This is a genomic window from Paenibacillus wynnii (genome assembly GCF_030812855.1).
Classification (GTDB): Bacteria; Bacillota; Bacilli; order Paenibacillales; family Paenibacillaceae; genus Paenibacillus_AQ; species Paenibacillus_AQ wynnii_A.
Map to the genome: position 1 here is coordinate 192726 of NZ_JAUSTK010000008.1, position 13127 is coordinate 205852.

Genomic DNA, 13127 nt, shown 5'->3' on the forward strand with positions numbered 1-13127 from the left:
AAAGATCGGCTCTCGTACCTGAGTGCCGTTTTTTTCATTTCTGGAGCTAAATTAACGTTAACTAGAGATAGCTGGAAGCAGGGGTTGTTAAAATGACGGAAAGAGTCGAAATTGGACTTTTTTCCACATTTCCGCTCGGTCATTTTATGATAGAATAGAAATCTATATGAATTCGTGAAAACAAGGGGGAGATATCCGCAGATGCATATGAGCAATTTACATCATTTTACCGAACATCATCGGTACTGCGTTTCCCGCGAATTCGGTCTTAGTGCTATTGATGTGCGTATGTTGGGTTCCGTATATCAGCCCATGGTGGGAGCGTTCGCCATCAGTCTATACCGTCTGTTGTTTGAGCATGTACCAGCAGAAAGTATCGGCTACTCCGGGGTGGAGCAGCAACGCCGCTTGTTTATGACTTTGGGTATTGAGCCGAATGAGAAAGGCCGCAAGAGTTTAATTGATCAAGCTTCCCGGCTGGAAGCGGTAGGACTGCTACAGACCTGTCGTATCTATGTACAGGAAACCGATGATTATATGTACGAATATGAACTGATGCCGCCGCTGTCGCCGGCTGATTTTTTTGCAACACAACATTTAACCCTCCTTTTACGGGACAAGATCGGCAAGTTTGCAGTCTTATCACTGCGAGAGCAGTTCTGGAACCGTGAGCCGGAGGAGTGGAGTCATAGATCTATCGGCAAAGAAAATATATCCCTGCCCTTTTATGATATTTTTCAGTTGAATACACATGTAATTGATTATGAATTGGAGCAGGCATTGGCTGAAGTGGCTACTAGCCGCCAACCAGGTCTACGTGAGGCCGGTGAACCGGCTATAGGGTACAGTGATATTATTCTGCGTTTTCCCCGTGAATCCGTGAACCGGATGCATGTGGAGAAACTGCGCTTTGATCATAACCAGATGGGTGTTATTAATTATGTGGCACGTAAATATAAACTGAGCCCGCAGGATGTTTGCCGGTTGCTTGATGAGGATGGAATATTCTCGCCGGATGGGGAGGTCATTCTCGATGAGCTGCAGCACAAAGCAAGCCAGCATTTCCGTCAGGACATGAAACGTCAGGAAAAACGCGAAATCGCTGCTGCTAAGGTGATCTCGATCCGGGCTAATTCTGGTGAAGACAAGGATGAACCGATGGTATCTCCGGAGCAATCTGTGGAGATGGAATATTATGTTGAAGTGCCTCCGCAATTTTTATCCAAATGTGACGTTCACCAATATAATATGATGCTGCGGAATGAACCGTATACACGCCTGCTTCAGACTTTTTTCCCAGGGGCGGTTCCGGGACAGTTGATGGATATGTTTGAAAAGATTGATCTGAACTATAAGTTGTCCGGCGAAGTCATTAATGTACTTATACATTATTTGATGACTATGGTTGCTTCAGGTGGAGATCAGCGCATGAATCGTAATTTTGTAGAGGCGATCGCTTCCAATATGTTGGTTAAGCAGGTCAATACATATGAGAAAGCGGTGCGTTACATCCGGGATCAATCGAAGGTAAAAGGTAAAGGAACCGCAGGGTCAGCTGATAAAGCAGCCGCCCGTCCGCGTTCCTATCCTAAGAACGGAGGCCGCTCGGGTAAGCCGGAAATTCAGATTGCCGTGGATGATGGACAAGCCGGGGCTGTATCGGCTGAAGAATTCGCAGTGATGATGAAGAAGGCCGCTGAAATTAAGGCCGGCAAAAAGAAAGGTGTACCTGATGCAACCTAAGATAAGGAGGTGGAACAATGGAGTCTATGGGTGAAGTGTTGCGTTCGATGAACAATCCTGCTCTGCGTCAGCGATCCCGTGATCTGGAGCAGAGGCTGCTGGGTAACCCTTTGGTAAAACAGTTGCAGGCGGAGCATCCGGAGCTGGACGACACGCGATTGCGGCTTCATTTAAGCCGCCTCTACCAATATGTAGAGGAAAACCGTAATTGCACCAACTGTCCTGGACTTGATAAATGCCCGAATGACTTTCAAGGCCATTATAGCAAGTTGACTGTGGAGACCGTCAGCGGCTCTCCAGAACTGTATGAGCGAAAGACGGCCTGCCGTCTTCAGGTGGCTAAGGATACCCAGGACAATATCCGCAAGCGGATTCGCAGCTTTTATGTGGATGAGAGGGTCTTGAATGAAGGTTATGATGAGATTGATATTATGGGCAAGGATCCACGTCGGGCACCAGCGGTCAATCAGCTGTTCCGATATATAGAGAATACCAAGGAGAATGGATTATCTCCCCACGGACTGTATATGTTCGGCTCTTTTGGGACTGGCAAAACTTTTTTGATGTGTTATTTACTGCATGAGCTTGCTGTTGCTGGTTATAGCGGTGTGATTGTATATATGCCCGACTTTGTTGAGGATTTGAAATCTATAATGATGGACGGACAGAAGCTGAAAGAAACTGTGGATACAATGAAAAACTGTGATTTGCTTATTTTTGACGATATTGGTGCCGAGAATCTTAATCCTTGGGCCCGCGATCATGTCCTTGGGGCTATCTTGAACTATCGGATGAACCGTAAACCGACCTTCTACACCTCAAATTATCCGCTTGATGGACTGGAGAAGCACTTAAGCTTTACCAGTAAAGATGGGGAAGAACAATATAAAGGTCAACGATTGATGGACCGGATTGCTCCTTTTGTGGATGTAATGCCGTTGCATGGGGATAACCAGCGGGGGAACCGATAAGTAATTGCAATTATAAAATATATAAACAGCAAAAATCCGATTTCTTCTTGGGGAAGAATCGGATTTTCGTTGTTCTACTCCGAAAAAATAAATTTAACAATAACCATTCCAAAAAATAATACCGTCATAAAAGCAGTCATCCCGAAAAATCCATTCATCAAATCGCCTAAGTCGTTACGTGGCTCTTCATTAATGTGCTCCCGAGGATCGCTTGCGCGCGCGTTGACATCCATAGTTTTTGCCTCCTTACAGGTACAATTCCCTGCATTGTTTAAGGTGCATTTCACGCGTGTGAATTAAGTCATTGACAATTAATGCGCTTTCCTCAAGTATACCGAAATCAGGCTGAGGTTGTAAAGGAATACCTGATCCGGAATGAGATAGATGGTATACAAAATAATTGTATGTGATATTTCACATATACGAATAAAATATGTTATACTGAAAGCGTGTCGGTAAATGGTAAATTGGTTATCATATTACATGAAACATTTTATACACTACAATTACGAAGCGAACGACGCTCATAAGCTAACACTTAGGCTGTCGAATCTGCTTCGCAAAATTTAAGGAGGAACACTATCATGGCTATTGTGAACGTGTCTGATCAATCCTTCAGCAACGATGTGGAAGGTCAAGGAACTGTAGTAGTTGATTTCTGGGCTCCATGGTGCGGTCCTTGTAAAATGCTTGCTCCGATCCTGGAAGAATTGTCTGCAGAGCTTGGAGACGATGTGAAAATTGCAAAGTTGAATGTGGATGAGAATCCGGAAACGGCATCCCGCTTCGGCGTTATGAGTATTCCTACACTTATCTTCTTTAAAGACGGTCAACCCGTTGATAAGGTAGTGGGACTGAACTCCAAAGAATCCCTGAAGAATATCGTTGCTAAACACCAATAATTGTTAAGCTACTGTTCGGGTCTTCGACCCAGTCACACAAGCGCCTTCGGTACCTTCCGAAGGCGCTTTGTGCGCTATCACTTATGAAGAGTGATAGACAGGAGATCCGCTGGTCTAGGAGGGGAATCAATTGGACTATATGGACAATATCCGCAATAAGTTGGCACTTTTGCCCGATTTGGCCGGATGTTATCTGATGAAGAATGAAGAAGGCACTATTATATATGTAGGTAAAGCTAAGGTGCTCAAGAACCGGGTCCGTTCTTATTTTACGGGCAGCCATAATGGCAAAACTCAGCGGCTTGTCGCAGATATCCGTGATTTTGAATACATCGTTACAGCCAGCAATATGGAAGCACTTATTCTTGAATGTAACCTGATTAAGAAGCATATGCCGCGCTATAACGTGCAGTTGAAGGATGACAAGACCTTTCCTTATATTAAAATAACGAATGAAGCACATCCGCGCCTGGAAGTTACGCGCCGTGTGATTAAGGATAAAGCAAAATATTTCGGCCCGTATCCAAATGCCTATGCGGCTCACCAGACTAAGAAGCTGCTTGACCGGATGTATCCACTCCGTAAATGCGGGGTGATGCCGAAGGAGGTATGCCTGTATTATCATATGGGGCAATGTCTAGCCCCATGTGAGAAGGAGGTTCCTAAATCTTCGTATGAGGAAATCACCCAGAGTATAGCTGCCTTTCTAGGTGGTGGTCATGACGCGATCAAGAAGGATCTGCAGAAGAAAATGCAGGAAGCGGCAGAAGAGCTTTATTTCGAACGGGCAAAAGAGCTCCGGGATCAAATCCTCAATATCGAGGCCTTGATGGAGAAGCAGAATATCAACACGCCTGATACGAAGGACCGTGATGTATTCGGCTACGCGGTGGACAAGGGTTGGATGTGTGTGCAAATTCTCTATATGAGACAGGGCAAAATGATTCAACGCCACTCCTCCGCCTTTCCTTTCTATGGAGAGGCTTACAGTGATTTCATGTCTTATGTAACTCAGTATTATAGCGACAATCCAGCGGTGCCGCAGGAGATATTGCTGCCGGACTTCCTGCCCGATGGCGGGGCTGTGAATGAACTGAAGGCTGATGAAAAAGTAGAAGTGAGCGTCTCGATAAAAGATGCTGCAGGTATAGAAGAACTGCAGGAGTCTCCGGAGGAGGCCGCCGAACGTGCGGCTGCGGCAGAAAAAGCCGCTGCTGCCGGAATCGTGGATGCCTTCGGCGGGGCAGCGGCCTTGCAGGAATGGCTTGGGGTTAAGGTCCTTGTTCCTCAGCGCGGACTCAAGAAGCAAATGGTGGGGATGGCTTGTCAGAATGGGCGTGTGGCTCTGGATGAGAAATTTCGACTTATTGAACGGGATGAGGAACGCACTTCCGGGGCCGCACTTGGACTCGGGCAGAGCCTTGGACTAGAATCGCTCAGTCGAATTGAAGCGTTCGATAACTCGAACATTCAGGGAACGAATCCTGTATCAGCCATGGTTGTGTTTATTGATGGAAAGCCAGCAAGAAAAGAATATCGTAAATATAAGGTCCGCACTGTTAAAGGACCTGATGATTACGAAACTATGCGAGAAGTCATTCGTCGCCGCTATGAACGGGTGTTGAAAGAGGATCTGCCAATGCCTGATCTTATTGTTGTCGACGGAGGTAAAGGACAGATATCTGCGGCAATTGATATCTTGGAGAATGAACTGGGGCTGTTTATTCCGGTTTGCGGCCTCGTCAAGGATGTTAAGCATAAGACGGCTCAGCTTCTGGTAGGCGATCCACCGGAGCCTGTAGCACTGGCACGCGACAGTCAAGAGTTCTATCTGCTTCAGCGGATTCAAGATGAAGTTCACAGATTTGCTATTACCTTTCATCGGGAGCAGCGCGGGAAGTCCATGATCACATCCAAGCTGGACTCTATACCCGGAATTGGAGAGAAGCGGCGTAAGTTGCTGCTTAAGCATTTCGGCTCCCTCAAAAAAATTAAAGAAGCTGGAGTCGAGGATTTCCGTCCTCTTTCCATCGGTGACAAGCTGGCCCGGCAAATCCTTGAGGCATTGAAGGATGAGGAGCCAGTGTGAATAGGTTATGACTCATACTTATTAAGTATCTAAAGAAGGCCAACCCTTGCGGTTGGCTTTTTTTCGTTGGGGATTATTAAAAAACTGGTGGGTGGGAAAGAACAGGAGTTTGGTGGGTTGGAGTAACTTTTCCTCTAAGTGGACACAGCAGACGCTATTTCCTCGAAAAACTCCAATTTCCGGTCTATACGGACAGAGAATCCGTTATTGCTTCTGAAAATGCAAAATATTGATTGGTTCCCCAATGGATAGCGGCACCTCAGTCCATATAGTCGTTCATTTAATCATGGGATCCGAAATAAGGGCAATTCGGCTCGTGAGCCCCGAAAGTGGCTGGAATCCTGCACTATATACAACAATTCGGCTCATGAGCCCCCGAAAGTGGCTGGAATCCTGCACTTTATACAGCAATTCGGCTCGTGAGCCCCGAAAGTGGCTGGAATCCTGCACTATATACAACAATTCGGCTCATGAGCCCCCGAAAGTGGCTGGAATCCTGCACTTTATACAGCAATTCGGCTCGTGAGCCCCCGGAAGTGGCTGGAATCCTGCACTATATACAACAATTCAGCTTGATTTCAACTCGTTTGCCAGAGGCTTTTTATAGGATAGAAAATTTGTGGAAAAGCGACAGCGGTCCCTCGAAAGTTTTCCAAAGGAAAACTAGCTTCGAAAGCATATGCTGTCCGTCTCCGGATTTTCACCGCTAAGGGGAATTCTCTAAATTTGGAGATTACAGCGATTGGAGGAACATTTCGTTTGCGGAGCGTCCTCACCAAGGTACAAAAAAGGAGCTGACCCAAGCAGCCATTTTATGGCTTAAAGGTCAGCTCCCTATTTTTAATTAAGATTAAACGGCTCCGCCTGCTTTGGCTTCTGTGGTGGATTAAACCGGTATACAATGTAGCCCACCAGGAACGGCATTACAATCGCGAAGATCCCGGCACCGATATTAACACTCTCCTTCATAAAGATCAGCGTAGCTCCCATCAGGATGCTGTCAAACACGACATGGCTGAACATGACAGCAATAAATCCGTAGCGGAGAAAAATATAGCTGAATAGAAGTCCGATGACCATAAGCTCAATAGGACGGGAACTGACAGGGTAGATGGGATACAGCGTATGTCCCAAAGCCCAAATGAGTGAAGTGATCAAGCAGGCCGCGAGGGTGCTACGAACCAGCTTTTTCAGCATGCGAATTCCAAATAAGCGATAGATGGCTTCCTCAGATAGACCTGCAAGCCATGCCACGATCGGGAGAAGCCAAGCGTATCTCATATTATAAGGAGACTGGGAAGCATCTGTAGTGGACCAGTTGTTCAGTGTGTACGATAAAATAATAAACATGATCGTCTGCACACCGAGCAGAACGAAGGCCCAGATATATCCGGCACGGATGCTGTCGAGTACATATTGCCCGTATCCGGGTTCTTTGGCGCGGGGCCATGGATTAAGTCCTTCCTCCTGACGCCATAGTCCGTTGCCGCCGACTAGAGAGAAGTACAGGAGTGAAGACATCAGCAAGCTGTACAGCGCGTAGATCACAAACATAATAATGGCTGATACCCGGGCTTCAGTGCTTTGATCAGAGGTCACGGGAAGCATATTATAGGTGCTGACCATCATGATTACAAAATGTACGGAACTTAGAAATGCACCCCGTGCAAACGAGGTATGTCCTCTTCGTAAAATGCTGTAGATCAAAGCCAAAATGCCGAGAGCCAACGTGGGCAGGCCGTAGCCGAACAGGGTTAGCTTAGTGGCGAGTGAGGTCTGCTTTTCCACATAAGAGGTATGCCAGCTGGGGGCAGAGAAACCAGCCTTATAAGAAGAGACTTCACCTTCAGAGAAGTTGAAGCTATAGCGGAGCTGCGATTCTCCCACCTTGACTGAACTGTCTGTATAGACAAGTCCAGAGGCTTCTGAATTCGGCTCGATCTGCAGCTTAGACGGATTAACTTCCCACTTTTTAAGCCAAGGACGGGCCAGGTTCTCCTTCTGCTCCAGAGTCATTTCAATATCACTGCTCTCGCTTGAAGCAGCTGTCTTGATTCCATAGCCTTGAAAATTTGCGGAAGCTGATTTTGCTTCACGGTCGAAGGCCACAACCTCACCCGTATACATATTAAGATCAACGGAAAGGTTTAAATCATTTTTTTCTGAAGAAAGGAGTGAAATCTGAAACACATCAAAGGGATAACGCCGATCCAGTTTGTTCTTGGTGTAGTCCTCGAGAAGTTTCTCACGGGACATATAGCCGTAAAAGGAGGAGTCTGATTGGTAAACGACAGTCCACTCATCATTTGCAGCCGCTGTATAGCCTAACTGCTCTTCTGCAAACAAAGCAGCCTTTTCACGGGCTTCCACCTTGCTGATCGCTGTAGTATTTTCTTCTGAAGAACTTGCGAGCAAGGACGGGAGTACTTGAAACATAATAAAAATAATAAGACCGATGATGCCCGAGAAGATGAGTCTCTTAGTGAGAGCTCTCTGCTGAAGGGGCTGGCCGACGGAATTCATGAAACGCCTCCTTGTGATAAACTGACAACACTATGTTCCATTATAGTAGTAATGCTTCCATAGTTCCAAAAATAGTTGTATTATCCTTTTACGTGGAACAAGCTGTTCTTATGCTTTTTTTTTCACTCTGTGAAGTAAGAAAATCATGAAAAAACGATGTATTTGCAGGAAACTAACGGAAAAGGCATGAGAAAAGGCGTTCTATTTGCTGCCTTCTCTCTAAAACGTCTTATTTTAACTATTTATACTTCAATATTGTCTTTGTGAAGTCCGGCAAGAACGTTTATAATTTGTATGCAATTGCATAGTAGCCGAATTTCTGGATGAAAACGGGGGAACCATAGGAAGTGATAAGAAGGTGAGTGAACGCCGCATATTTGATGGCTTTACTTCATCGGGGGTGAATTTCGTTCAAGGAACGAATAGGGCAGCCTGCAGCAGCCCGAATCCGTCAGCTAACCTCGTAGGCTTATTTTCTGCAGGGACCAAGGTAGAGCATTGGGGTTCCAGTGCTTTTTTTGTTGGGTTCCTTTATATATAAATGACAATATAACTTATTGTAAAGAGGTGAGGGATTTGGTTTCGCCGTTTTCTAAAATTTCTAAATTCAGCTACCTAAGGCTCTCCCCACCAAAGATTCTGGTGTTCGGCTTTGCTGCTATTATTCTGATTGGATCATTGCTATTAATGCTCCCGATCTCTAATACAACAGGCCATTCTCTGAAATTTATTGACGCGGTGTTCACAGCAACCTCTGCTACCTGTGTTACGGGGCTGGTAGTGAGGGATACAGGGACGTTTTTTACCACTTTTGGACAGACGGTAATCATGTTGCTTATCCAGATCGGTGGTTTAGGCTTCATGACCATGGCCACACTGTTCGCCTTGGTACTGAAACGTAAAATTTCACTGCGTGACAGACTTATACTTCAGGAAGCGATGAACCAGAATTCTATGGAGGGCATTGTACGATTGATCCGCAGAGTGTTAATTTACTCTCTGGTCATTGAAGGAAGTGCTGCAGTGTTACTATCTATACGCTGGGCCTTTGATATGCCTTTAGGTAGAGCGATTTACTTTGGCATATTTCATGCCGTTTCACTGTTCAACAACGCTGGGTTTGATCTGTTTGGTGAATATCGCAGCTTGACAGGGTATGTAAATGATCCCCTAGTTAATATAGTCGTGATGGTTCTGATTATCACGGGGGGGATTGGATTTATCGTTATGGCAGACCTAGTGGAATACAAAAAAACGCGGAGGCTGTCCTTGCATAGTAAGGTTGTGCTGTTTATGACAGCGGTACTCATCCTTGTCGGTGCGCTTGTTATTTTCGTATTTGAGTTTTCGAACCAACGTACGCTGGGCTCCTTGAACTTTGGCGGTAAGATACTAGCGTCTTTTTTCCAATCCGTCACACCTCGTACCGCCGGGGCTAATACTCTGGATATCGCAGGCCTGCGTCAAGCGTCACAGTTCTTTATAATTATTCTGATGTTTATCGGTGCTTCCCCGGGTTCAACCGGCGGTGGGATCAAAACCACAACGTTTACTATTATGATTGCTGCGGTTATTTCTATGCTACGCGGGCGGGAAGATATCGTAATGTTTCGCTATCGGCTAGCGCAAGAGCGGATTTTTAAGGCGCTCACGATTACCCTGCTTGCCCTGCTGCTGGTCATCTCCGTGTCGATGGTACTCTCCACCACAGAAGACCGCAACTTTTTGATGATCCTATTTGAGACCACATCAGCCTTTGCAACGGTAGGGCTAAGTATGGGGTTAACTCCAGAATTGTCACTCATCGGTAAAATCTTGATCTCACTAACGATGTTTTCCGGACGGCTAGGCATATTGACATTGGCTTACGCAATTGGACCTAAACAAGGTAAACCGCTGTATAAGTATCCAGAAGGTAAAATGATTATTGGATAAGGAGTCAACCGGACATGAAAGCACAGACATTTGTAGTAATCGGCCTAGGCCGTTTTGGTTCCAGTCTCGCTCTTGAGCTTATGGAAATGGGCTACGAGGTGCTAGGGATAGACCACCATGAGGAACGCGTGGATGAAATGAGCGAACACTTGACGCATGCCGTGATGGCGGACGCGACAGATGAGGGGATCATGCGGTCCCTCGGCGTACGGAATTTTGATTGCGGAATTGTAGCAATCGGCGACAATATGGAGCGAAGCATCCTAGCAGCGATCTTGCTAAAAGAGCTTGGAGTAAAGCAGGTAGTTGCCAAGGCGATCACGATACTTCATGGACGTGCGCTGTCTAAGCTGGGGGTTGACAGAGTTATTTTTCCAGAGCGTGATATGGGGGTTCGTGTTGCACACCAACTAGTGACGCCCCATTTGCTGGATTATATTGAGCTTTCCAAGGATTATAAAGTCGTCGAGCTGACCGTACCCAGTTGCATGGATGGAAAAAGCCTGTCTGAGCTGAACACTCGGGCCAAATACGGGTGCAGCATTATTGCCCTAAATAGGGAAAGTGGAATTATTGTGGCTCCAACCGCTCATGATCATTTGTACAAGGGTGATATTGTAGTTGTTATTGGTTCCAATGAAAGCATTGATAAATTTGAGAATGGGGCTATGAATCAGGATTAATCCGGTATCATTCTACACATTGCAAGGAGCATGCCAAAACCTCTGACCCTAAGTATCTAAAAGGGTCAGAGGTTTTTCTGCAATTTTTTTATAGTGATCCCTGAGGGTGAAATTATACTTTGACAGGGGCACGTCGGTATAACAACCAGCCGATAATTCCTAGAAGAGCGATCACGATTAAGAGCAGGGGCGTGTCGGAAACGAGAGGAACCATACCGGGTTCATCTATGAAATCAATCGAAGGAAGGTAGTTAGCGAAGAAGTTAAGCATACCGACGTATAGCATAACTGACAGAGTTCCCAGCATGGCTCCAAGTCGTACGAAGCTGGAGGAAATGAGCAGAGTTATTAACGCAACCAGAAGCAGACTAACTGTGAATACATACCAATGAGTTAAAAACGGCTTACCACTGCTCACCTCCATTTCGAGTGTTGGAAGGATGGACTTTCCCAGCTCGAACAAAAGGCTTTCTACGAATCCGGCAGAAATACAGAACAATACTAATGCCAGCAAAGTAGTAGTATAAAAATTACGGCGTGTAACACTGAACCCAATCATGAGCGGAAAGGTTATGGAGGCGGTAACAATAACGTTGATTACCGTAAAGATCAAAATGATGACACGATTAATGCCAAACAGATTGTTGGCATCTCCAGTGTCCAACGAGGGGGAGAAGCGCCACAGCACGACTTGGAGAATATCCACGAAGAATAACACAATAAATAAGGTCAGTGCGGCTCTGCGGTAATCCTTCCAGTGAAATTTCATTAAATTACGAAAGCTCATCGCTTTCCACCTCCTTCGTTGTTAGCTGCATCCCTTTGCGTCATATAAACAAACAACTTCTGAAGCGGAATGGGGGAGAGCTCAATTCCTTTATCCAACCAATACTTACGTTCTGAGGGGTCTGACAAGTCCTCCAATGCCAGCAGAAGCCTTCCACCCAACCGTTCCACATGCAGCGTTCGTTGATCCTTCGTAAGATCCTCCAAAAGGGAGGAAGCGCCTGTTAGATACGAGGCTTTGGCTGACAAGTCCTCTGCAGGCCCGTGATAAGCAACGTTGCCCTTCTTAACATAAGTGATATATTCGAACAGATTCTCACTCTCATCAATCAGGTGTGTGGTCATTACAAATGTACGGGGGAACCGGCTGTAATCTTCTAAAAGCGCTTTATAGAAGATTTCCCGCATCGAGGCATCCAGTCCGATTACCGGTTCATCCAATAAGGTTAGCGAGGCGCGGCTCGCAAGTCCCTTAATAATTCCGGCCATTGACTGGCCTCCGCGAGACAAATTCTTATATTTTTTTTTGGCGTTAAGCTGAAATTTATCCATCAACTCTTCAGCCGTCCCGGCATCCCAATTCGGATAGAGCAGAGCAGCGAAGCTGAAGATCTGCTTCAAGGTATAATTCTCCCAGGAACGCTCATGGGTCTTTACTAGACAAATGTTGCTTAGGGTATGAGCATGCTCATGTACAGGAATACCACCGTACAGGACTTGACCGCTGTCCGGGAACTGTTGTCCCGCCATTAGTGCGAGAAGAGTGCTTTTGCCGCTGCCATTGGCGCCAATCATCCCATGAATAGCTTGCGAATTCAGAACAAGGGAGGCATCATATACTCCCTGCCCGCCTCGGTAGACCTTGCTGACACGAAATAGCTCCATTCCTGTCGGAGAGTGGACATCCTCTGAAGATTCTACTCGTAAGTCCGTCATCGACTCTCATCTCCTTTGCGGATCATTTCAGATAGTTGAACTGTCGTAATACCGAGCTTCTCCGCTTCACGGATCATAGCTACAACGTATTGCTCATAAAATTGCTGTCTCCGCTTACCAATCAATGCCGTACGTGCTCCCGCTGCTACAAACATACCGATTCCCCGTTTCTTGTACAATATTCCCTGCTCTACAAGCAGATTCACACCTTTTGCAGCCGTTGCAGGATTGATTCCATAGTATGAAGCGAACTGATTAGTCGAGGGCACTTGTGACTCTTCGGGCACAATACTGTCTATGATGTCATTCTCAATCTGTTCAGCGATTTGTACAAAAATGGGCCGATTGTCATCCATTTGGAGTCCCACCACTTCACCACCTAACTAGTTAATTACTCATGTAACTAACCATAAAGAAAACCGACCCTCATGTCAAGGGTCGGTTGCTGAAATTTTATTTTATGTTATATAGACTGAACTTTTGATTTACAGGTGAATTCAAAGCCCATCATTAACTTCCAACAGGTTCGTATTGATGCTTCTCATAAACGTAGTAACGT

The 13127-nt window shown here is 45.9% G+C and carries 11 protein-coding genes and 1 riboswitch; of the genes, 6 read left to right on the forward strand and 5 right to left on the reverse strand.

Annotated features, from left to right (window positions below):
* Positions 1-201 precede the first annotated feature (201 nt).
* Both J2T20_RS11005 and dnaI read left to right on the forward strand, forming a co-directional pair.
* The gene (locus tag J2T20_RS11005) at positions 202-1743 is read left to right on the forward strand and encodes a helicase DnaB (protein WP_307588231.1); all 1542 of its coding nucleotides are present in this window, start codon (positions 202-204) and stop codon (positions 1741-1743) included.
* A gap of 17 nt (positions 1744-1760) precedes the next feature.
* A complete protein-coding gene (gene dnaI, locus J2T20_RS11010) occupies positions 1761-2714 on the forward strand; it encodes a primosomal protein DnaI (protein WP_307588233.1) in 954 nt (317 codons plus the stop codon).
* A gap of 74 nt (positions 2715-2788) precedes the next feature.
* Here the strand turns inward: dnaI and J2T20_RS11015 are convergent, their stop codons facing one another.
* Positions 2789-2947, reverse strand: a complete 159-nt coding sequence (locus J2T20_RS11015) for a YqzM family protein (protein ID WP_307588235.1) — start codon at positions 2945-2947, stop codon at positions 2789-2791.
* Between the two features lie 351 nt (positions 2948-3298).
* On the opposite strand from J2T20_RS11015, the gene trxA reads away from it, so the two are divergent.
* Both trxA and uvrC read left to right on the forward strand, forming a co-directional pair.
* Positions 3299-3616, forward strand: coding sequence for a thioredoxin (trxA, locus tag J2T20_RS11020; protein WP_307588237.1), 318 nt, complete (start codon positions 3299-3301; stop codon positions 3614-3616).
* Between the two features lie 139 nt (positions 3617-3755).
* Positions 3756-5705 (forward strand): excinuclease ABC subunit UvrC, encoded by a 1950-nt coding sequence (gene uvrC / locus J2T20_RS11025; RefSeq protein ID WP_307588270.1) that lies wholly within the window; start codon positions 3756-3758, stop codon positions 5703-5705.
* An 840-nt stretch (positions 5706-6545) separates the two neighbouring features.
* Here the strand turns inward: uvrC and J2T20_RS11030 are convergent.
* Positions 6546-8228 carry a CPBP family intramembrane glutamic endopeptidase gene (locus J2T20_RS11030; RefSeq protein WP_307588239.1) on the reverse strand — a complete coding sequence of 561 codons (1683 nt, stop codon included), beginning with the start codon at positions 8226-8228 and terminating at the stop codon, positions 6546-6548.
* A 299-nt stretch (positions 8229-8527) separates the two neighbouring features.
* Positions 8528-8714, forward strand: a riboswitch (cyclic di-AMP (ydaO/yuaA leader).
* Positions 8715-8804: 90 nt separating this feature from the next.
* Here J2T20_RS11030 and J2T20_RS11035 point away from each other — a divergent pair.
* Both J2T20_RS11035 and J2T20_RS11040 read left to right on the forward strand, forming a co-directional pair.
* Positions 8805-10163 carry a TrkH family potassium uptake protein gene (locus J2T20_RS11035; RefSeq protein WP_307588241.1) on the forward strand — a complete coding sequence of 453 codons (1359 nt, stop codon included), beginning with the start codon at positions 8805-8807 and terminating at the stop codon, positions 10161-10163.
* A gap of 14 nt (positions 10164-10177) precedes the next feature.
* On the forward strand, positions 10178-10846 hold the full coding sequence (locus tag J2T20_RS11040; protein WP_307588243.1) for a potassium channel family protein: 669 nt from the start codon (positions 10178-10180) through the stop codon (positions 10844-10846).
* 112 nt (positions 10847-10958) lie between these two features.
* Here J2T20_RS11040 and J2T20_RS11045 read toward each other — a convergent pair whose 3' ends face one another.
* Genes J2T20_RS11045 through J2T20_RS11055 form a run of 3 tightly spaced genes read right to left on the reverse strand, consistent with a single transcriptional unit; the run spans position 10959 to position 12924 of the window.
* Entirely contained in the window at positions 10959-11633 is a 675-nt protein-coding gene (locus J2T20_RS11045) for a hypothetical protein (protein ID WP_307588245.1), read from the reverse strand.
* Entirely contained in the window at positions 11630-12568 is a 939-nt protein-coding gene (locus J2T20_RS11050; RefSeq protein WP_307588246.1) for an ATP-binding cassette domain-containing protein, read from the reverse strand. The genes J2T20_RS11045 and J2T20_RS11050 overlap by 4 nt, the downstream gene beginning before the upstream one ends.
* Complete coding sequence (locus J2T20_RS11055) at positions 12565-12924, reverse strand: GntR family transcriptional regulator (RefSeq protein WP_307588247.1); 360 nt, start codon at positions 12922-12924, stop codon at positions 12565-12567. The genes J2T20_RS11050 and J2T20_RS11055 overlap by 4 nt, the downstream gene beginning before the upstream one ends.
* Positions 12925-13127 lie beyond the last annotated feature (203 nt).

Coding starts and splice junctions, on each gene's coding strand:
- J2T20_RS11005 (WP_307588231.1), top strand. CDS start 202: ATGCATATGAGCAATTTACATCATTTTACCGAACATCATCGGTACTGC.
- dnaI (WP_307588233.1), top strand. CDS start 1,761: ATGGAGTCTATGGGTGAAGTGTTGCGTTCGATGAACAATCCTGCTCTG.
- J2T20_RS11015 (WP_307588235.1), bottom strand. CDS start 2,947: ATGGATGTCAACGCGCGCGCAAGCGATCCTCGGGAGCACATTAATGAA.
- trxA (WP_307588237.1), top strand. CDS start 3,299: ATGGCTATTGTGAACGTGTCTGATCAATCCTTCAGCAACGATGTGGAA.
- uvrC (WP_307588270.1), top strand. CDS start 3,756: ATGGACAATATCCGCAATAAGTTGGCACTTTTGCCCGATTTGGCCGGA.
- J2T20_RS11030 (WP_307588239.1), bottom strand. CDS start 8,228: ATGAATTCCGTCGGCCAGCCCCTTCAGCAGAGAGCTCTCACTAAGAGA.
- J2T20_RS11040 (WP_307588243.1), top strand. CDS start 10,178: ATGAAAGCACAGACATTTGTAGTAATCGGCCTAGGCCGTTTTGGTTCC.
- J2T20_RS11045 (WP_307588245.1), bottom strand. CDS start 11,633: ATGAGCTTTCGTAATTTAATGAAATTTCACTGGAAGGATTACCGCAGA.
- J2T20_RS11050 (WP_307588246.1), bottom strand. CDS start 12,568: ATGACGGACTTACGAGTAGAATCTTCAGAGGATGTCCACTCTCCGACA.
- J2T20_RS11055 (WP_307588247.1), bottom strand. CDS start 12,924: ATGGATGACAATCGGCCCATTTTTGTACAAATCGCTGAACAGATTGAG.